Origin of the sequence: Paenibacillus nanensis, from assembly GCF_003583765.1 — a bacterium.
In the GTDB taxonomy this organism is placed as follows: domain Bacteria; phylum Bacillota; class Bacilli; order Paenibacillales; family Paenibacillaceae; genus Pristimantibacillus; species Pristimantibacillus nanensis.
On sequence record NZ_QXQA01000017.1, the window covers coordinates 24899 to 43786 of the forward strand.

An 18888-nucleotide genomic window follows, 5' to 3' on the forward strand; every position below is an offset into this window, starting at 1 on the left:
TAGAGCGCTTACCCAATGAAAATTCCCCTTCCTGCTACCTGGATACCCTTACATCTTGCACAAATATATGGACTTCATCCACCTGTAGGCCAATTACATTATTCAGCACATACGTTACTTTCGATTGAATGTTATGCGCTACCTCGGAAATCTTCGTTCCGTAGCTTACAATGATGTGGAGGTCGATATGCAGCTTGTCATGCTCGCGTCTAACTTCTACGCCGCGAGACATGTTTTCTCTGCCGAGCAACTCCGCGATTCCATCCTTCAAACCTTTGCGCGAAGCCATGCCGACGAGTCCATAACAATCCAAGGCTGCGGAGCCCGCCAGTACGGCGATGCAATGGTCGGTGACATGAATGGCGCCAAGTTCTGTATTCAGCTGCAGTGACATGGCAATACACTCCCTTACTGTATATTATGGACTAAGTAACATTGTACTATAAACCGACAAGTTATTGAAGTGCGTTCGTGAAAATTGCCGAACATTCCTTAGATTTAGGTTGAACAGAAGCCTAATTTATGATACGATATTCGAGTGTGTTCAATGATACATGTGTCATTTCAAGTGAACGTAGATGCGTAGTATTATGGAATGAAGCAGTGCTTCAACCACATTCAGCTTCGAGGTTGCGATGTGTGTCGATTCTCTTTCCCAATTCTTTTTAGGAGGTGTAGTCATGTCCCGCAAATGTTATCTGACTGGCAAATCGCCGCGTCAAGGCAATAACGTTTCCCACGCGAACAACAAAACTCGTCGTTCTTGGGGCGTTAACGTGCAAAAGGTTCGCATTCTTGTAGACGGCAAACCAAAACGCGTATATGTGAGCGCGCGCGCTCTGAAATCTGGTAAAGTTACTCGCGTATAATAGCACCGCCATAGACAAAAGCACCTGAAGCTCAGGTGCTTTTATTTTTCCCGCTCCCATTGTAAAGCGTGTGTACGGCGCAAGACCGGGATCCCATTAATTTTTCTGGAACGTATTCAGAATCGCTTTAACAAACCCGCCAAGAAACTTCGGCAGCTTGATCGTATAAAATTTCATGCCCCATCCCTCCTCAGACACGCTCATGAAATAGCTCCGTGACACATCCCGCGCTCATGTAACCATCCTATGCGAAGGATCTTTGTCCTATTCCACCCGCAAACGCCCAAGAATAATAGGGATTATGACACAAACATAACGGCGAATTGCTCCGGATTTTTAACGTACCTGTAGGCTGTAACGCAGAAGACGGTGAAGAAGCTGAAGAATAAAGCCAGAATCAAAAACAATATTCTTTTTCCTATCGTTTCGAAGCGCCGGAAATAACGAATGGCGATATAAATCGAAAGCAATGAAAACAAATACTTCTCAAAGCTGGGAATGATCATAAACAACGCTAGGCAAGTCCCTGCCAGCACGCTGTAAAGCATTACCCAAAAGCTCGTTTTGATCGTCTCGTTCATCCTTCTCCCCCTTAGCGAAGCGCCGCGATGGCCGCCGCGCGATCCTTCTCCCCGAACACCGCGTTGCCGGCCACGAGCACGTTGGCGCCCGCATCCACAATCGGACCCGCCGTTTCGCGGTTAACGCCGCCGTCTACCTGCACGTGGACGCTGCTTAAGCCTCTTTCCTCCAGCATTGCTCTCACTTGACGAAGCTTCACGAGCGAGTAAGGAATAAAGGACTGCCCCCCGAAGCCCGGATTAACGGTCATGATCAAGACAAGGTCCAAATCATGAATGATCGGCTCCAGCACCGCAACCGGCGTGGCCGGATTGATGGCTACTCCCGCAGGAATCCCCTTCTCTTTGATCGCATGGACGGTCCGGTGAAGATGAACGCATGCTTCGGCATGGACGGTAATACGATCCGCGCCTGCCGCAATATAGTTGGAGAATGACAGCTCCGGACGCTCGATCATCAGATGCACGTCGAACGGCAGCTTCGTTGCGGAACGAACCGCGGCGATAACTGGCGGACCGAAGGTCAGATTCGGAACAAAATGTCCGTCCATCACATCGACGTGAATCCAGTCTGCTCCCGCATGCTCCGCCGCCTGAATTTCTTCGCCGAGTCTGGCGAAGTCGGCCGACAGTATGGAAGGCGCGATAATGGTCATGTAGTTAGTACCTCCGTTTGATCTCTTTCATCTCCGATAAAAACTGCACGTAGTGGTCGTATCGGCTCTTTTCGATATCGCCGGACTCTAAGGCGGCAAGGACGGCGCAGCCCGGCTCGTGCACATGGGTGCATCCCCGGAACTTGCAATCCGGCGACAGCTTCCTCAGCTCGACAAAGCAGTAGCTTAAGTCTTCGATGCCGAGCTCGCCGAAGTCCAGCTGGCTGAAGCCCGGTGTATCGGCAACGTAACCGCCGCCGATATCAATGAGCTCCACATGCCTGGTCGTATGTTTGCCGCGGCCAAGCCTGTTGCTGATTTCATTCGTTTCAAGCGTCAGCCCCGGGACAAGCGCGTTGAGCAGCGATGACTTTCCGACGCCGGACTGGCCTGCGAAGACGGCCAAATGTCCTTGAAGCCGTTCCTTAAGCTCATGGATGCCCGCTCCCTTGCGGGAGCTTGTCCCGAACACTTCGTATCCGAGCGCCCGGTAAATGCGATTAACGGAGGCCGCCGCTTCCGCAGCTTCCTCCGTAAAACCGCCTTCCTTTTCTAAGTCCTGCTTGCTAAGGCATAGAACGGCGGGGATCCCCGCATGCTCGATATGGACAAGAAATTTGTCCAGCAGCTGCAGGTTGAGCGAAGGCTCCGTCACCGAAAATACAAGAATCGCGAGATCCACGTTCGCGACGGGCGGACGAATCAGCTCCGTGGAGCGGGGGAACAGCTCGGTTACCGTCCCCTCTCCGTTTTCGGTTATACTGTAATGCACCTTGTCGCCGACAAGAGGCGATTCGCCGCGCTTTTTGAACACGCCGCGCGCCCTGCACTGGACAACCTCTTCGCCGTTCTCCGCTTTTACGTAGTAATATCCGCTAAGCGCTTTGACGATCATGCCGGTTTCTTGATTACTGACCTTGTTCTCCGCCGTCCCCCGCGCCTTCGCCTTGATTCTCGCCATTTCCGCCTTCTACCCCCGCTTGCGCTGTTTCGTCATTATTTTCTCCATTGCTGTCAGCCGGAGGCTGAGTCGCCTCATTGCCTGGAATGGTCAGCCCCGGATCCCCGGAGCCGTTAAGGTCTTCGTATCTGATTTCTCTGGAATCCATAAATTGATTGTCGCGGTATACCGTAACATGCGCGACCGTGTCCGGTGCCAGCACAACGGTTACCGGAATATCTACCGTCCCCGTAATCGTATGCGTTTCACCCGTTATATTCTCGCCTCTGGCGTCCGAATAATCGATCCGCACCTCGCTGGATTTACCGGCTGTAGCCGGCGAAATTCTCACGTTGAACGTGTGCGTCTTCGCATCTGCCGGAGGCCCGGAGCTGACAGTGACCGTAATCTTCGATCCTTTCGGAACCTCGTCCCCCGCATTATAAGGGCCGACTGAGATGATCCGGTCCTTCTCATGCAGGTAGCTCGGTTCCGTGAGAATGTCAACTTTTTCTAACACCAGCCCCAAAGACTCAAGCAGCTTCTGAGCCGTAGACAATCTCTCGTCAACCAAATCCGGCATTTCTACCATCTCAGGCCCGAGACTGACGACGAACGAAATCTCATCCTTCAAAGGATCGAGCTGCTGGCCGGACACCGGCGTCTGTTCAAGAATTGTCCCAAGCTGCTTCTCGTTATGCTCTTCGGATATGTGGATTCGGTCCTCCGTAAAGCCGAGCGCCAATAGCTCCTCTTTTACCGTATCGATTGACTGATCGACATAGCTTTTCACCGTTTCCAGTTCAGGACCGTCGCTGACGGTAAGCTGGATGAATGAATTCACTTTAACCATCTGGTTGCTTTTAGACTGGTCGATAACTTGATCCTTCGGGACGTCTTTGCTCGGCTCCCTCAGCACAGGATCCTCGACCCTAAGACCGGCTTCTTCTATCATTTTTCGCGCATCATCAAGTGTCTCCCCGACAACGTACGGCACTTTCACCTCTTCGGTATCAAGCTTATCGAGCAGCCACATGAAACCGAAAATAATGAGCGCCAAAATCGCAAGCGTAACACCGACAACGGTAAGCGGCTTTTTCCAGCCCTTCGGCTTTTGCTCGGCCTCCGCATCCGACCAGTTCACGCCAGTGTCGGTATTGACAGCCGCCTTCGCCGGCTGCTTCCGCTCGTACTCCTCTGCAGAGCGGCCTGCGGCAGCCTCGCCGCGGATCGCCGGCATCACGCGCGTCTCTTCCATATCGCTGTAGCTGGCGAACGTTATTTTCGGTTCATTCAGACGATCCGGCCTTAAGCAGGTGTCCAGATCCAGCAGCATTTCATGGGCGGAATCGTAGCGCTCGTCCGGTTTCTTGCGCGTAGCTTTTAGAATAATGTTCTCCACGCTTTGCGGGATATGAGGATTAACAAAACGCGGATCCTCAAAATTTTCCTGCAGGTGCTTGAGCGCAACGCTAATCGGGCTTTCGCCGACGTAGGGCAGTCTGCCCGTAAGCATTTGGTACATCACGATGCCGAGTGAATACAGGTCGGACTTTTCCCCCGTATTAATGCCTTTTGCATGCTCCGGCGAAAAATAATGAACGGAGCCCACGACGGAACCTGTCTGCGTGATCGTCGAGGACGTCACCGCCCGGGCGATTCCGAAATCCGTCACCTTCACTCTTCCGTTATTGCCGATAAGAATATTATGAGGCTTAATGTCCCGATGTATAATTTGGTTTTGATGCGCATGATCGAGAGCGTCGCAGATCTGCACGGCGATGCGAACCGCTTCGTCCGCCTGCAGAGGCGCTCGTTCTTGTATAATTTCATTCAGATTATTGCCTTCCACATACTCCATTACAATATAATGAATGTCGTCCTCTTGCCCGACGTCATAGATGCTGACGACGTTTGGATGGGACAACGCAGCGGCAGATTGTGCTTCCCTGCGGAACCTGCGGATGAACTCCTCGTCGCCAACGAATTGCTGCCGAAGCACCTTCACGGCAACGTTTCGGTTAAGCAACACGTCATGCGCTTTATAGACAAGCGCCATTCCTCCGCCGCCGATGCGGGACAAAATTTCGTAACGGCCGCCTAAGTCATGTCCAATCATTGTGAACTCTCCTCCCGCTTCATGCCGGCACTCTCTTGAAGAAGCACGACGGTAATGTTGTCGTCGCCTCCCGCTTCGAGCGCTAGCTGAATGAGATGATCCGCCTTGCTCTCAAGCTCCTCTTCTCCGTTTGCGACTACCTCCAGCATTTGCTGCTCGCTGACCATATTGGTTAACCCGTCGCTGCATAAGAGAAGGACATCCTCCGGAGACCATTCGACCGCCTGCACATCAATTTCAACGTGAGGGTCGGTACCGACCGCTCGCGTCAGCACATTGCGCCTTGGATGGTTAGCGGCCTCCTCCTCCGTCAGCTGACCGGACTTCACCAGCTCATTCACAAGCGAATGGTCCATCGTCAGCAGATCGATGGAGTTTTTGGTCAGCTTGTACGCTCGGCTGTCGCCGACATGGCCGATAATGACATTGCCCGCGCGCAGCAATGCGGCGACGATCGTCGTGCCCATATTATGATAACGTTCGTCGCCGGCCGCCATCGCGTAGATGGTCTCATTCGCTTCGCTGATCGCTTGGCGAATGAGCATCTTTCCTTCCTGCTCCGTCAGCTCCGGCTTCGACGCGTTCCGCTCCAAAGCGTTCCGGAACGCATCTACCGCCAATTGGCTGGCGACGTCGCCGGCCTGGTGCCCGCCCATGCCGTCTGCGACGATCGCCAGCGTTACGCCGTTACTCAGCTGTCCCACCCAAGACTGGTCTTCGTTGATCTGTCTGACTCGTCCGATATTACTGCGGTTTGCCGTTAACAATGCGTCATCACCTCGCCTGAGACTCCATATGTTTCGCTCGTAACTGGCCGCAAGCGGCCGCGATGTCATGTCCTTGCTCCCTGCGTATCGTCACGTTAATCTTATTGCGCTCCAGCACCCGCGAAAATTCGAAAATATCTTCGCGCGGCGTACGCACATAATTGCGTTCAGGGACGTGGTTAACCGGAATGAGATTGACATGGCATAACATGTCCTTCAGCACGTCGGCAAGCTCCTGCGCATGCTCCGGCTGGTCGTTCACGCCGCCGATCAGCGCGTATTCGAACGTAATCCGTCTGCCCGTCTTGGCGATATAATAGCGGCAAGCCTCGATCACGTCGTCGAACGGGAAGCGGCGGTTAACCGGCATCAGCTTGGAACGAAGCTTGTCGTTCGGAGCGTGAATGGAAATCGCCAGGTTGATTTGCGTATTCTCGTCCGCGAACTTGTACATGCTCGGCACGATGCCGCTGGTCGAGACGGTAATATGGCGCTGTCCGATGTTGAGCCCCTTCTCGTGAATCATAATGCGCAAGAACGCCATCGTCGCGTCGTAGTTCTCAAACGGTTCGCCGGAGCCCATGATGACAATGCTGGACACCCGCTCTCCCGTCGCGTCGAGCATTTGCTGGGCGGTAACAACCTGGGCGACAATTTCGCCCGCCGTCAAATTCCGCTTCAGTCCTCCGAGAGTCGAAGCGCAGAAGGTGCAGCCGATCCGGCAGCCGACCTGCGTCGTGACGCAAATGCTGTTGCCATAGTTATGGCGCATAATAACGGTCTCGATCGCATGGTTGTCGTGAAGCCCGAACAAAAATTTAACGGTGCCGTCTTTCGACTCGAATTTCGTAATTTCCGTAAGGGTGACGAATTGGAACTGTTCGTCCAGCTTTTCACGCAGCGCCTTCGGCAGGTTCGTCATTTCCTCAAAGCTCCGCACCCGCTTGACGTAAATCCAGTCGAACAGCTGGTCCGCGCGGAAGGACGGCTCGCCGTTTTCCTTCATCCATTCGTGTAGCCCTTCCAGCGTATAATCGTAAATTATCGGTTTCATCTCATTCATCACACCTGTATTTTATTGTAGGACGGCCCTTTTGAAATATGCCTATTTTTGGACCGTTGTCGATTATTTTACCACAAACGCCCATGCACAAGCCATAAGAGGCCTCATGGGCGTCTGGTCATGCGCGCAATATAGAAGCCGTCGCTTCCGAAATGGTGCGGAAGCAGCTGCAGTTGTCCGTCAAACGGCGTACCTATGATGCCGGCTTCGCGCAGCCGGCTTAGAACGGCCTCCGGCCAATCGGCGTCCAGCTCGAAATCGGGATGCTCCGCCAAAAAAGCCGCGATCTGCTCTTCGTTCTCTTCCTTTTCGATCGTGCAGGTGCTGTATACCAGCGTTCCTCCAGGGCGAACTAGGCCGCTCGCCTCCTTCAGCAGCTGACGCTGAAGCGCGGCGATTTCCGCGATGTCGCCCTCCGTTTTGTTCCACTTGATTTCGGGCTTTCTGCGAATAACGCCAAATCCCGAGCATGGCGCATCCAGGAGCACCGCGTCCATCGACTGCTCCTTGAACCGCTCCGACAGCTTCGCGGCGTCGCCCGTAATCGCCTCTACATTGCGCAGCTTCAGCCGCTCCGTCTGCGAGACGATCAATTCGCGCTTATGGGCATGCAGATCATTCGCCCACACCTTGCCTTTGCCTTCCATCAGCTCGGCCATATGGGCGCTCTTGCCTCCGGGCGCGGCGCAGCAATCAAGCACCTTCATGCCAGGCTTCGGCGCAACGACCTCGGCGACCAGCATGGAGCTCTCATCCTGCACAGACCACAGCCCATGGCGGAATCCTTCCGTGTCAGCCATGTTGCCTCCGCCGCGCACGACGATCCCGGACGGAGCGACTGCGGAAGGCTGCGCGTCCAAACCGCTCTCCTGCAGCTCGCGAAGCCTTTGATCGCGGCTGGCGAGCATTGTGTTCACGCGGATACTGGCATGCGGCGGTTCATTGCCCGACGCAAGAATCGCCTCTGTCGTCTCCAGCCCAAAGGTATCGGCCCAGCGTCTTACAAGCCATTCGGGATACGAGTGGCGAAGGGCAAGCGTCGCGACCGGCGTTTCTGCCCGAATATCGGACAGCTTCAGCTCGTCCTTGCCGCGATCGATGCTGCGAAGCACGCCGTTCACCATGCCGGAAATGCCGGCATGTCCTCTCCGCTTCGCAATGGTTACAGCTTCGTTCACAGCCGCGTGCGAAGGGATGCGGTCCAAGAACAGCAGCTGGTACGCGCTGAGCCGAAGCAGCTGATGGACCCACGTATCCAGCTTGTGAAGCCCCTTCGCCACAAACTTCGACAGCCAATAGTCGAGCGTAGCCTGCCTCCCGATCGTGCCGTACACCAGCTCTGTCGCTAGCGCAGCATCCGCTCTGGACATGCCCGACTCCTGCAGCGAGCGGTTCAGCTGAATATTGCTGTACGCGCCTGTCTCGGCGACCTTCACCAATATGTTAAGCGCGAGCTCGCGCGGCGTTACCGCTCTCCGCTGCGGCTGCGGCTGCTTGGAGCCGCTATGCCCTCCGGGCCGCCGATTTCCGCCGCGCTTTATGCCGGATGTTCTATTTTCGCCGCTCATTGCGCTTCACCTATACCAAACTGCGTGCCCGGTTCGATCCGCGCGCCTTTCACCCAGTCGGACACCGCCATAACGCGCTTGCCTGCCGGCTGGACCTCGGTCAAAACCAGCTTGCCTTCGCCCGTCTGCACGACGATGCCGCTTGCATCAGCTGTTAGAATCGTGCCCGGCGCTGCTCCGGCCGTTCCGGCCCCGTTGCTACTCGGAACCTCGCATTTCCACACCTTGAACACTTCGCCGCCAAGCGAAGTGAAAGCGCCGGCCATCGGCGATAACCCTCTAACCTGATTGAACAGCGCCCTCGCGGACTTGCCCCAATCGATTCTTTCATCCTCGCGCGTCAAATTAGGCGCGTATGTAGCTTCTTCCTCCCGCTGCGGCACCGCCTTCGCCGATCCATCGATAATCGAAGGCAGCGTCTCGCCAAGCAGCTTGGCGCCGGCGGCGCTTAGCTTCTCGAACATCGTGCCCGACGTGTCTTCGTCGGTAATCGGAACAACGACTCTGCTGATCATGTCGCCGGTATCGAGACCCTCCGCCATATACATGATCGTCACGCCGGTTTCGGGCTCCCCGTTCATGATCGAACGTTGGATTGGCGCCCCGCCGCGGTATTTCGGCAGGAGCGATCCATGCACGTTGATGCATCCGAGCCGCGGCAGCTCCAGTACAGCTTTCGGAAGGATTTGGCCGTATGCGGCCGTGACGATCAAGTCCGGCTTAAATTCGGCGACTGCCGATACCGCCTCCTGATTTCTCATTCTATCCGGCTGCAGCACGGGTATACCAAGCGATAACGCCGCTTCCTTGACAGGCGGCGGCGTCAGCGTCTTTTTCCGGCCCTTCGGCCTGTCCGGCTGGGTGACAACGGCAACAACCTCATAGCCGCTTGATACTAGCATTTGCAAGGAAGGGACGGCGAAATCCGGCGTCCCCATAAATACGATACGCATGAATCTATTCGCCGCCTTTACTTGTTCTTTCCGAAATGTCGTACACGCTCTCGGCGATATCGGTGAACAGAATGCCGTTCAAATGGTCGATCTCATGCTGGAACGCGCGGGCGAAAAAGCCGCTCGCATGCACGGTGAATTTCTCCCCGTCGCTGTTCTGTCCTTCTACAACGATCCGGTCGGCTCTGCGCACATCGCCGTTAATATTCGGTATGCTGAGGCAGCCCTCCGGCCCGAACTGCTCGCCATCCTGCTCGACGATGACCGGGTTGACCATCTCGACGAGTCCGTTCTCATCGCCGACATCCACGACGATGACGCGTTTTGAAATACCGATTTGCGGCGCAGCTAGACCGACGCCCTCCGCGTCGTACATCGTCTCGGCCATATCCTTCAGCAGTTTTTTCAAATTATCGTTAAATTTCGTAACCTCCCTGGCTACCTCGCGCAATACCGGATCTGGTTCTTTTACGATCAAACGAATACTCATGTTGTTCCCTTCCTTTACTCCCAATCTATCGGATCATTATAAAATAACTTGCGGATCGACATCGACGCTGAACCCGATTCCTTTCTGCTGCGGCCCTTCCGTGAACGGCTGGAGCGCGCGCCGGACTATAGCGGATGCGTCAATGCTTCCCCGATATTTTATCACACATTGAAAACGGTAGCGATCTTTCATTCTTGCGATCGGCGAAGCGACGGGCCCCAGCACCTCGAGCGCCCTTGGCAGCCCGCTGCCAAGCGGCGCCAGCACGCCTTCATGCTCCGCCAGCTCCCTCAGCTCCGCCGCAAAGCGTTCGCTGACGGTGGACAGCAGCGGCAGCTGCTCATGCGACATCGTCACGAGCACCAGCCTGCAATACGGCGGATAGCCCATAACGGAACGATGGCGCAGCTCCTCGCTGACGAACGCCGCGTAATCATGCGTCTGAGCGGTCGTAATCGCATAGTGCTCCGGCGTGTACGTCTGGATCACGACCTCGCCCTCCAGCTCATGCCGCCCTGCCCGTCCCGCGACTTGCGTGAGCAGCTGGAACGTCTTCTCCGCCGCGCGGAAGTCCGGCAGATGCAGCGAGGTATCGGCGGCGATTACGCCTACTAACGTAACATATGGGAAGTCAAGCCCTTTGGCAACCATTTGCGTGCCAAGGAGCACATCGGCCTGCCTGTCGCCAAATTGCTTCAGCAGCTTCTCATGGGCATGCTTCTCGCTCGTTGTGTCCACATCCATCCGAATGACCCGGATGCCGGGAAACAGCTTGGCGAGCTCTTCCTCCACGCGCTGCGTGCCCGTGCCGAAATAGCGGATATGCTCGCTTCCGCACTCTGGACATTCAGCAGGCGCTCCTTCCGCATGACCGCAATAGTGGCAGCGCAGCACTCGGGATTTCTGATGAAACGTCAGCGATATATCGCAGTGGGGACAAGCGGCGGTATGGCCGCAGGAGCGGCACATTACAAACGTCGAATAACCCCGCCGGTTAAGCAGCAGCACCGATTGCTCGCCGCGCTCCAGCCGTTCCTGCAGCGCGGCGTGCAGCTGCCGGCTGAACATGGAGCGGTTGCCCGCGCGAAGCTCCTCGCGCATGTCGACGACCTCGACCGGCGGCATCGGTCTTCCTCCGACGCGGTAAGGCATCGGAAGGAGCGCGGAGGCTCCCGGATTTGCCGCCGGGCGGCTCGCCGCGGCGAACGACTCGAGCGACGGAGTCGCCGAGCCTAACACGACGGCCGCTCCATGCTGCTTCGCCCGGCGCACCGCGACATCTCTCGCGTGATATTTCGGACTTTCCTCTTGCTTATACGAAGACTCATGCTCTTCATCAATAATGATAAGGCCAATCTGCTCAAACGGCGCAAAAATAGCCGAACGGGCGCCGATCGCGACCTGCGCCTTTTTGCTTCGGATCTTGCGCCATTCATCGAAACGTTCGCCGCTCGACAACCGGCTGTGCAGCACTGCGACGGCGTCGCCGAATCTGCCTTTGAACCGCTCGACCATCTGCGGAGTAAGCGAGATTTCCGGCACAAGCACAATCGCTTGCCTCCCCTGATCCAGGCAATATTGGATCGATTGCAGATAGACTTCCGTTTTGCCGCTGCCCGTTACGCCGTGCAGCAGCATCGTCCGGCCCTGCCTAGCGTCAAGCGCTTCGGCAATACGTCCGAATACCTCCCGCTGCCCTTCGGTGAGGGGAAGCGGGCTTGTCCGGGTGAACTGACGGTGCGCATATGGATCGCGCTCCTTCTCCACTTCGCGAAGCTCAAGCAGTCCCTTCTCCACAAGCGGCTTGATGCTTGCGCTTGAGACGCCCGTTTGCTGAGCCAGCTCCTGCAGCGCGATCGGCTCTTCCCGGCCGTACATCCATTGTAACGCTTCACGCTGCTTGGCCGCTCTAGCCGGCACTTGCTCGAGCGCATGCTCGAGAGGCAAACGCGATTCCGGCAAAAATACCGTAAGCACCTTCCGCACGGCGAGCCTGTCCTTAATCGACGATTGCTGAGTTAGCGTCCCTTTCGCCAAAGCATGCTTGACAGCCTTCAGGTGCTGAGGATATTTGGCGATGAGCGCATCCAGCTTCACAAGACCACCGCTATTCGCGATCCACTCCTTCAGCTCGGCAGGCAGCCCGTACTCCTCGTCCGGCTCGCCTAATCCGATCTGGCGCTCTTCCTTTCCCTTCAGCGCGGCGGGGATCATCGCCTGCAGCGCTTGCGTCCAGGAGCAGCAATATTTGTCGCTCATCCATCTGGACAGCTCAATCATATCCGGCAGCAGCGGCGGCACAGGATCCAGCAGCTCGGCGATCGGCTTGAGGCGAGTCCGGTCGACGGATGCCGATTCCGTAAGATCGATCACAAACCCTTGAAGCACGCGTCCTCCGAACGGAACGCCGACACGGCTTCCCAATTCCAGCCATTCCTGCATTTCGTAAGGCACTTCATAATCAAAAGGCCGATCCGTCTGGCGGCTCGGCACGTCGACAATCACTTTGGCTATCATGCAGGGTTCCCTCCGGCAGCTGCAAGCCGAACGGCGATCAGCTCCATCAGGCGGCTCGCCATCTCGCGTTTGGACATGAGCGGCAGCGAGACGATAAGTCCGTCCGGCCCGTACACTTCTACGGCGTTGGTATCCCCGTTGAATCCGACACCCTCTTGGCTGACGTCGTTTGCAACGATAAGATCGCAGTTTTTGCGTCTCAGCTTATCCATCGCATAATGCGCGACTTGCTGCGTCTCCGCCGCAAAGCCGACAAGAAATTGACGCGTCTTGCGTTCGCCTAGCGTCGCCAAAATATCCGTCGTTCGCTCCAGCTCAAGCACAAGGCGCTCTCCTGTTTTCTTCATCTTCTGCTCATGGACGATGACGGGACGGTAATCCGCGACTGCGGCCGATTTGACGACGATATCCATCTCATCGAAATCCTTCATGACGGCTTCGAGCATATCCGCCGCGGATGCCACGTGTATGACGCGCACGCCGGCGGGAGGCTGCTCGGTCGTCCGACCTGCAACTAAGGTAACGTCCGCCCCCATCCGCATTGCCGCTTCAGCGATAGCAAACCCCATTTTGCCTGAGGAATCATTCGTAAGAAAACGAACCGGGTCGAGCCGCTCCATCGTCCCTCCGGCCGTAACAAGCACACGTTTTCCTTTCAGCCTGCCGCTTTCGGCAAACCAATTTTGGATCGACGCCACAATATCCTCCGGCTCGGCAAGCCTGCCTTTCGCTACATAGCCGCAAGCAAGCTGCCCTGTGCCCGGCTCGACAAACATCGCGCCGCGCCGCGCCAGCCGCTCCATATTCTCGACAACTGCCGGATGCTCATACATATGTACGTTCATTGCAGGCGCAATAATAATCGGACATGTCGCGGCCAGCAGCGTCGTGCTGAGCATATCGTCGGCATGCCCGTTCGCCAGCTTCGCGATCGCATTCGCGGTTGCGGGAGCAACCACGATGAGATCCGCGTGGTCCGCCAGATGAATATGGGTAACGACAGAAGGATCGCGTTCGTCAAACGTGTCGATATGTACAGGATGACGGGACAACGTCTGCAGCGTGAGCGGGGTAATAAACTTGGCTGCGGATTCGGTAATGACCACATGCACCTCCGCTCCAGCCTGCACAAGCTTGCTGCAGAGCGCCGCCCCTTTATAAGCGGCAATCCCGCCGGTTATGCCTAATACAATATTTTTACCTGCCAAACTTGCCATGCTGCCAACTCCTATTCCGTCTTCCGCCGCTTTCGCGGCGGACAGTGCTTACCAATTCATTCGTTCTCTCAAGCTTGTAATATGCGCGACGTGATGCCGTCCGTGCCACGCCACAAATCCTAGGAAATAAGACAGCTTCAGCTGCTTCCCCATCCCGGGATGATAAAATTGCTTCTCAAAATCCGCCCGCTGCATGGACCGCAGCAGAAGCTCCCAGCGCGCATAGACGCCGTCAACGATCATCAGGCTAAGCCCCGGAGGCGCGTCAAGCGAATCGGCCGTTCCAGCCCAGCCCTCTTCATCAAAGGGCTTCACCGTTGGATTCGATTCCGTAAGCGCCAGCTTAAACCGCGTGTAACAGTTCATCGCCGCATCAGCGAGATGATGCACAACCTGCCTAACCGTCCAGCCACCCGTCCGATATGGCGTGTCAAGCTGTTCGTCCGTCAGACCTTCAATAGCCGACCTCAGCTGTCCCGGCAGCTCCGCTACCTCGCGAATCCACTTGTCCTGCTGCGCAGCCGTCATTCCTTCAAACGTATACGTGCCAACCGGATAACGCAATTGATCCATTGGATTACCTCCTCCAAAGTTTTGTGGTCGCAACTGCGGAAGCGTTCTCTTCTTATCATATCATATAGCGAGGGAAAAAGTAGCAGGTAACACATTCGTACTTGATCCCGCAATTTGAATTCTTTGAACCGTTGCGGATGTCAGGAGATACTTTTAACAGTAGATTCGCACTACACTTTTTTATCGATTATATGTTTGTTTTCCTTGATCACTTTCCGGAGCTGACGGACCTCGGCGGCAAGCGCGTCCACCTTTTTTGACATGTTGGAAGAATCAATTGCCCCCCGAATAATCAGTCCTAACAGCAATAACGTTAATACCCATATGACGATAGCGAGAATGAACGGATCCATCTCATACCCTCCTGTCTATGAAGAAAAAAGAGGCGCATACTGTCGCCAGCTGCACCCCTTGCGTGTCTGCTATTTCGGTTATTCTTCCTTATTCCCAACCGTCTCGACTTGGATCAGGTCGCCGTAAATTTCCTCCAGCGCAACGCCAACATACTTGTGGGAACGCGGGCTCGTAAGCTCCGATTTATCTCCGTTGCGCAGCATGCGGGCTCTTCTGGAAGCGGCGACGACAAGCGTATACTTGCTGTCTACCTTTTTCACCATTTCATCAATGGATGGATACAACATTGGACATTCTCCTCACTCAAGCTTTCTCGATTGCAGTCTTCATTCCCGTTACGTAAGGCATGAAGCGTTCTCTACGGCAGTGCTCGGCGATCACGATGCTTCGGATCCGGTCGCAAGCCGCATCTATTTCATCATTAATAACGGCATAATCATAATGGCGGAGCAAATTCATCTCCTCAACGGCTACGTTCATGCGCGTGTCGATGACATCCGCAGTTTCGGTGCCTCGGCCCGTGATGCGTTCCTTGAGCACGTCAAGCGATGGCGGCAGCAGGAAAATAAAGATCGCTTCCGGAAATTTCTCTTTCACCTTCAGCGCGCCCTGCACCTCGATTTCCAGAATCACGTCTTTTCCGCTTGCCAGCGTGCGATCCACGAAGTCGCGCGGCGTCCCGTAATAATTGCCTACGTATTCCGCATGCTCCAGCAGCGCGTCGCGCGCGATCATTTCCTGGAACTGCTCCCGCGTCTTAAAAAAATAGTTAACCCCATCTACTTCGCCCTGCCTCGGCTGCCTGGTTGTGGCCGATACGGAATAAACAATCTCCGGCATCCGGCTGCGCAGCGCCGAGCATACCGTTCCTTTTCCCACTCCGGCTGGTCCGGACAAAACAATCAACAATCCCATTTGTTCCTAACTCCCCGTACTATTCGTCGTTATCGTCATCTTTCGTAGATAAACGATGGGCAACCGTCTCCGGCTGAACCGCTGATAAAATAACATGATCGCTGTCCGTAATAATAACTGCGCGAGTACGTCGTCCGTAAGTCGCGTCTATCAGCATGTGGCGGTCGCGCGCTTCCTGTATAATACGTTTAATCGGAGCCGATTCCGGACTTACGATCGAGATGATACGATTCGCAGACACAATGTTCCCGAATCCGATATTGATGAGCTTAATAGCCAAGCCAGGTCCCCCTCCGCCTACGATCCATCGATGCGCAAGTGGCTGTCAAATTCCAAAAAACGACAGACCATTGCTCTATTGTTGACGAAAAAATGCGAGAGCATACGTATGCTCCAACTTATGCCTTATTCTAAAGGATTTCTCCATTTGGAACAAGCAAAAGTTGATTTTTTGTATATGCAACGGCTGCAAATTGCTTTAACGGCCTGTCTTTTCCCATACATATTGCGTCAATTGGACGGCCATATCGTAGAACATGAACGGTGTTATGAGATAAATGCCGTTAAAATGCTGGAGCGCTGTGTCAAGCAGCTCTTGCGCGATGCGAACGCCCTCTGCGCGCCCCGCTTCTCCTTCCAAACCGGCCATCCGTCCGCGAACCTCATCGGAGAGCTGAATGCCCGGCACTTCGTTATGAAGATACTCCGCGTTCCGCCCGTTCGCAAGCGGCATAATGCCGATAAAAATCGGAACGTCCAAATGCTTCGTCGATTCCGCGATCCGTTCGATCAGCGCCGGATCGTAAACCGGCTGCGTCATAATATAATCGGCGCCGGACGCGATTTTTTTCTCCAGCCGCTGCACGGCCTTGTCCAAATGCTTAACGTTCGGGTTAAACGCGGCGCCGACAACAAATTTGGCTTTCTGCTTCAAAGGCTTGCCGGAAAACGCGGTGCCTTCGTTGAGCTGCTTAATCATCCGGATCATCTCAAAGGATGTCAAGTCGTAGACCGAGCTTGAATCCGGCAAATCGCCGAACCTCGCGGGGTCGCCGGTAACGGCAAGCACGTGATCGATGCCGAGCGCGTCAAGGCCCATCATATGAGACTGCGTGCCGATCAAATTCCGGTCGCGGCAGGCAATATGAACAAGCGGCCGAATGTCGATGCGGTCCTGCAGCAAGGCAGCCAGCGCAAGGTTGCTCATCCGCGTAACGGCCAGCGAGTTGTCCGCCATCGTAATGGCGTCCGCCTTCACGTCCTTCAACGCTTTCGCGCCCTCCATAAACTTGCGGATGTCCAAATCGCGCGGCGGATCCAGCTCGACGATAACCGTATGGCGCTGCTTCGCCAGATCAACGATCGTCGGCTCGCGGTGCTCGGTAACCATCCGGCTCTCCGCCGGCTTCACGGCGCTTTCACGGACAACCGAAGCCTGGCGTTTCGCCGCTTCCGCCGCGCCAGGCTGCGGCACATAATCCGCAATGGAGGCAGCCATCGCGGCCACATGCTCCGGCGTTGTGCCGCAGCAGCCGCCGATAATCCTTGCGCCGCGGTCCGCGAATCTGCGCGCGCATTCCGCAAAATAATCCGGTCCTGCGGAATACGTATATTTGCCGTCCACATAATCCGGGATCCCTGCGTTCGGGAAGACGGATAAAGGCAGCGATACCGGCCCTTGGATCGAATCGATCGCCCGCATGATGCCGTTCGGTCCGCTGCGGCAATTGAAGCCGACGACGTCCGCGCCGAGCGCTTGAAGCTCGGCGAACGCATCGGCGAGGGAAGCGCCGTCCTGCGTGCGGCCGACATCCTCAACCGCGAATTGGCAAATAACCGGGATATCCGTCAGCTCGCGCGCAATGCGCAGAGCCAGCTTCATTTCCGCCAGATCATAGAACGTCTCCAGCAGCAGCCCGTCCACGCCTTCCTCAATCAGCGCCTTCATCTGGCGCTCGTAAGCGTCGATGACTCTTGCTGTGCGCACATTTTTCAGCTTTCCGTCTCGAATCGAGCCGATCGCGCCGACCACGTATGCGTCGTCGCCGACAGCGCGGCGGGCGATGCGCACGCCTTCGCGGTTGATCGCCTCCATCGCGTTCTCCAGGCCGTACTTCGACAGCTTCTCCAGATTGGCGGAGAATGTATTCGTCTCGATCAGACGGGCTCCCGCTTCATAATACTGGCGGTGCACGCTTTCGATCACATCAGGTCTGATTACATTGAATTCTTCGTAAGAAACGCCGACAGGGAACCCCATCTGGTACAGATAGGTTCCCATTGCTCCGTCGCCGACGAGGATGCGCTCCGCAAGCGCCTCCCGCAAGTTCGGTCTTGTATGTTGTGCTGCATCTCCCATACGCGTCACCTACAACACGCCGCGGAATACTTCCGCAGCCGGCCCCGTCATGTAAACGTGATTGTCCGCCTCGTTCCACTCGATCAGCAGATCGCCGCCTTTGAGGGAGATCGTAGCCGTACGGTCGGTCGCGCCTGTCAGCACCGATGCGACAAGCGTCGCGCATGCGCCCGTTCCGCATGCAAGCGTAGGGCCGGCGCCGCGCTCCCACACCCGCATGTCGGCTTGATTCCGCGAATTGACGGTTACGAACTCTACATTTATTTTACGAGGGAACATCGGATGCGTCTCCAGCTTCGGTCCCCAAGTTTCCAGATCGAATGACGCCGCGTCGTCCACATAAATGACGCAGTGCGGATTGCCCATCGAAACGGCCGTAAACGTAAACTCGCGGCCGTCTACCTCAATCGGATGCTCGATAACGCGCTCTGCGTCAACTGTCGTCGGCACTTGAAGCCCGTTCAGAATCGGCTGGCCCATATCGACGCGCACCGTTTGCACTTTGCCGCCTTCTGCCTTGAGCTGCACCTTTTGCACGCCCGCGCCGAGCGTCTCAACCGTAATTTCTTCCTGATTCGTCATGCCGTTATCGTAAACGTATTTGGCTACGCAGCGTATGGCGTTGCCGCATTGCTCCGCTTCCGAGCCGTCGGAATTAATAATCCGCATACGGAAATCCGCCTTCTCGGAAGGGAGTATGTACACCAAGCCGTCGGCGCCGATGCCGAAAAACCGGTTGCACAGCTGGACCGCCAGCTCGGACGCGTTATCCGGAAGCGCCTGCTCTCCCGCCACTACGATGAAGTCATTGCCAAGTCCATGCATTTTCGTGAAGTTCATCTATTGCTCTCTCCTTGTACCAGTCCATTGTATGCAAATCTAGCATTGTTCCTATTAGCATACCGCATCGCAAGGAGAAACGCTATTCATAAATTGCAACATCATTT

At 55.6% G+C, this 18888-nt stretch carries 21 protein-coding genes; 1 reads left to right on the top strand and 20 read right to left on the bottom strand.

Annotation, left to right across the window (positions count from 1 at the left end; genetic code table 11):
- Positions 1-34: 34 nt before the first annotated feature.
- Positions 35-394 (bottom strand): Asp23/Gls24 family envelope stress response protein, encoded by a 360-nt coding sequence (locus tag D3P08_RS21845; RefSeq protein ID WP_119602250.1) that lies wholly within the window; start codon positions 392-394, stop codon positions 35-37.
- A gap of 286 nt (positions 395-680) precedes the next feature.
- Here D3P08_RS21845 and rpmB point away from each other — a divergent pair, with 286 nt between their 5' ends.
- Positions 681-869, top strand: coding sequence for a 50S ribosomal protein L28 (gene rpmB / locus D3P08_RS21850; RefSeq protein ID WP_068683988.1), 189 nt, complete (start codon positions 681-683; stop codon positions 867-869).
- 96 nt (positions 870-965) lie between these two features.
- Here the strand turns inward: rpmB and spoVM are convergent, their stop codons facing one another.
- The 19 genes from spoVM to dapF form a co-directional block, all read right to left on the bottom strand.
- Positions 966-1046, bottom strand: a complete 81-nt coding sequence (gene spoVM, locus D3P08_RS21855; protein WP_010345573.1) for a stage V sporulation protein SpoVM — start codon at positions 1044-1046, stop codon at positions 966-968.
- 122 nt (positions 1047-1168) lie between these two features.
- A complete protein-coding gene (locus D3P08_RS21860; protein WP_119602251.1) occupies positions 1169-1450 on the bottom strand; it encodes a hypothetical protein in 282 nt (93 codons plus the stop codon).
- 11 nt (positions 1451-1461) lie between these two features.
- Positions 1462-2106, bottom strand: coding sequence for a ribulose-phosphate 3-epimerase (rpe, locus tag D3P08_RS21865; protein WP_119602252.1), 645 nt, complete (start codon positions 2104-2106; stop codon positions 1462-1464).
- Between the two features lie 4 nt (positions 2107-2110).
- Positions 2111-3001, bottom strand: a complete 891-nt coding sequence (rsgA, locus tag D3P08_RS21870; RefSeq protein ID WP_240647710.1) for a ribosome small subunit-dependent GTPase A — start codon at positions 2999-3001, stop codon at positions 2111-2113.
- Positions 3002-3014: 13 nt separating this feature from the next.
- On the bottom strand, positions 3015-5165 hold the full coding sequence (pknB, locus tag D3P08_RS21875; RefSeq protein ID WP_119602254.1) for a Stk1 family PASTA domain-containing Ser/Thr kinase: 2151 nt from the start codon (positions 5163-5165) through the stop codon (positions 3015-3017).
- Complete coding sequence (locus D3P08_RS21880; protein WP_119602255.1) at positions 5162-5932, bottom strand: Stp1/IreP family PP2C-type Ser/Thr phosphatase; 771 nt, start codon at positions 5930-5932, stop codon at positions 5162-5164. The genes pknB and D3P08_RS21880 overlap by 4 nt, the downstream gene beginning before the upstream one ends.
- Before the next feature lie 7 nt (positions 5933-5939).
- Positions 5940-6986: a dual-specificity RNA methyltransferase RlmN gene (rlmN, locus tag D3P08_RS21885; RefSeq protein WP_119602256.1), complete on the bottom strand. Its 1047-nt coding sequence runs from the start codon at positions 6984-6986 to the stop codon at positions 5940-5942.
- A gap of 113 nt (positions 6987-7099) precedes the next feature.
- Positions 7100-8563, bottom strand: coding sequence for a 16S rRNA (cytosine(967)-C(5))-methyltransferase RsmB (rsmB, locus tag D3P08_RS21890; protein ID WP_119602257.1), 1464 nt, complete (start codon positions 8561-8563; stop codon positions 7100-7102).
- Complete coding sequence (fmt, locus tag D3P08_RS21895; protein WP_119602258.1) at positions 8560-9516, bottom strand: methionyl-tRNA formyltransferase; 957 nt, start codon at positions 9514-9516, stop codon at positions 8560-8562. Before fmt ends, rsmB begins: the two co-directional genes overlap by 4 nt.
- A 4-nt stretch (positions 9517-9520) precedes the next feature.
- On the bottom strand, positions 9521-10006 hold the full coding sequence (gene def / locus D3P08_RS21900) for a peptide deformylase (RefSeq protein ID WP_119602259.1): 486 nt from the start codon (positions 10004-10006) through the stop codon (positions 9521-9523).
- A gap of 36 nt (positions 10007-10042) precedes the next feature.
- Positions 10043-12523 carry a primosomal protein N' gene (priA, locus tag D3P08_RS21905; protein WP_119602260.1) on the bottom strand — a complete coding sequence of 827 codons (2481 nt, stop codon included), beginning with the start codon at positions 12521-12523 and terminating at the stop codon, positions 10043-10045.
- Positions 12520-13740 (bottom strand): bifunctional phosphopantothenoylcysteine decarboxylase/phosphopantothenate--cysteine ligase CoaBC, encoded by a 1221-nt coding sequence (coaBC, locus tag D3P08_RS21910; protein WP_119602261.1) that lies wholly within the window; start codon positions 13738-13740, stop codon positions 12520-12522. The genes priA and coaBC overlap by 4 nt, the downstream gene beginning before the upstream one ends.
- Positions 13741-13788: 48 nt before the next feature.
- A complete protein-coding gene (locus D3P08_RS21915; protein WP_119602262.1) occupies positions 13789-14313 on the bottom strand; it encodes a YfiT family bacillithiol transferase in 525 nt (174 codons plus the stop codon).
- A gap of 170 nt (positions 14314-14483) precedes the next feature.
- Positions 14484-14666, bottom strand: a complete 183-nt coding sequence (locus D3P08_RS21920; protein WP_119602263.1) for a hypothetical protein — start codon at positions 14664-14666, stop codon at positions 14484-14486.
- A 78-nt stretch (positions 14667-14744) separates the two neighbouring features.
- Positions 14745-14954 (bottom strand): DNA-directed RNA polymerase subunit omega, encoded by a 210-nt coding sequence (rpoZ, locus tag D3P08_RS21925; protein WP_119602264.1) that lies wholly within the window; start codon positions 14952-14954, stop codon positions 14745-14747.
- A 16-nt stretch (positions 14955-14970) separates the two neighbouring features.
- The gene (gene gmk / locus D3P08_RS21930; RefSeq protein ID WP_119602265.1) at positions 14971-15582 is read right to left on the bottom strand and encodes a guanylate kinase; all 612 of its coding nucleotides are present in this window, start codon (positions 15580-15582) and stop codon (positions 14971-14973) included.
- Positions 15583-15601: 19 nt separating this feature from the next.
- Complete coding sequence (gene remA, locus D3P08_RS21935) at positions 15602-15862, bottom strand: extracellular matrix/biofilm regulator RemA (RefSeq protein WP_005548256.1); 261 nt, start codon at positions 15860-15862, stop codon at positions 15602-15604.
- Positions 15863-16060: 198 nt separating this feature from the next.
- Positions 16061-17941 carry a bifunctional homocysteine S-methyltransferase/methylenetetrahydrofolate reductase gene (locus tag D3P08_RS21940; protein ID WP_119602266.1) on the bottom strand — a complete coding sequence of 627 codons (1881 nt, stop codon included), beginning with the start codon at positions 17939-17941 and terminating at the stop codon, positions 16061-16063.
- Between the two features lie 9 nt (positions 17942-17950).
- Entirely contained in the window at positions 17951-18781 is an 831-nt protein-coding gene (gene dapF, locus D3P08_RS21945) for a diaminopimelate epimerase (protein ID WP_119602267.1), read from the bottom strand.
- Positions 18782-18888: the final 107 nt, after the last annotated feature.

Excerpts from the sequence above, each read along its gene's own strand:
- fmt (WP_119602258.1), bottom strand. The coding sequence starts at position 9,516 with ATGCGTATCGTATTTATGGGGACGCCGGATTTCGCCGTCCCTTCCTTG.
- dapF (WP_119602267.1), bottom strand. The coding sequence starts at position 18,781 with ATGAACTTCACGAAAATGCATGGACTTGGCAATGACTTCATCGTAGTG.
- D3P08_RS21920 (WP_119602263.1), bottom strand. The coding sequence starts at position 14,666 with ATGGATCCGTTCATTCTCGCTATCGTCATATGGGTATTAACGTTATTG.
- spoVM (WP_010345573.1), bottom strand. The coding sequence starts at position 1,046 with ATGAAATTTTATACGATCAAGCTGCCGAAGTTTCTTGGCGGGTTTGTT.
- gmk (WP_119602265.1), bottom strand. The coding sequence starts at position 15,582 with ATGGGATTGTTGATTGTTTTGTCCGGACCAGCCGGAGTGGGAAAAGGA.
- D3P08_RS21845 (WP_119602250.1), bottom strand. The coding sequence starts at position 394 with ATGTCACTGCAGCTGAATACAGAACTTGGCGCCATTCATGTCACCGAC.
- D3P08_RS21915 (WP_119602262.1), bottom strand. The coding sequence starts at position 14,313 with ATGGATCAATTGCGTTATCCGGTTGGCACGTATACGTTTGAAGGAATG.
- D3P08_RS21860 (WP_119602251.1), bottom strand. The coding sequence starts at position 1,450 with ATGAACGAGACGATCAAAACGAGCTTTTGGGTAATGCTTTACAGCGTG.
- rsmB (WP_119602257.1), bottom strand. The coding sequence starts at position 8,563 with ATGAGCGGCGAAAATAGAACATCCGGCATAAAGCGCGGCGGAAATCGG.
- def (WP_119602259.1), bottom strand. The coding sequence starts at position 10,006 with ATGAGTATTCGTTTGATCGTAAAAGAACCAGATCCGGTATTGCGCGAG.
- rpmB (WP_068683988.1), top strand. The coding sequence starts at position 681 with ATGTCCCGCAAATGTTATCTGACTGGCAAATCGCCGCGTCAAGGCAAT.
- rlmN (WP_119602256.1), bottom strand. The coding sequence starts at position 6,986 with ATGAAACCGATAATTTACGATTATACGCTGGAAGGGCTACACGAATGG.
- rpe (WP_119602252.1), bottom strand. The coding sequence starts at position 2,106 with ATGACCATTATCGCGCCTTCCATACTGTCGGCCGACTTCGCCAGACTC.
- rpoZ (WP_119602264.1), bottom strand. The coding sequence starts at position 14,954 with ATGTTGTATCCATCCATTGATGAAATGGTGAAAAAGGTAGACAGCAAG.
- rsgA (WP_240647710.1), bottom strand. The coding sequence starts at position 3,001 with ATGATCGTCAAAGCGCTTAGCGGATATTACTACGTAAAAGCGGAGAAC.
- priA (WP_119602260.1), bottom strand. The coding sequence starts at position 12,523 with ATGATAGCCAAAGTGATTGTCGACGTGCCGAGCCGCCAGACGGATCGG.
- coaBC (WP_119602261.1), bottom strand. The coding sequence starts at position 13,740 with ATGGCAAGTTTGGCAGGTAAAAATATTGTATTAGGCATAACCGGCGGG.
- D3P08_RS21940 (WP_119602266.1), bottom strand. The coding sequence starts at position 17,941 with ATGGGAGATGCAGCACAACATACAAGACCGAACTTGCGGGAGGCGCTT.
- pknB (WP_119602254.1), bottom strand. The coding sequence starts at position 5,165 with ATGATTGGACATGACTTAGGCGGCCGTTACGAAATTTTGTCCCGCATC.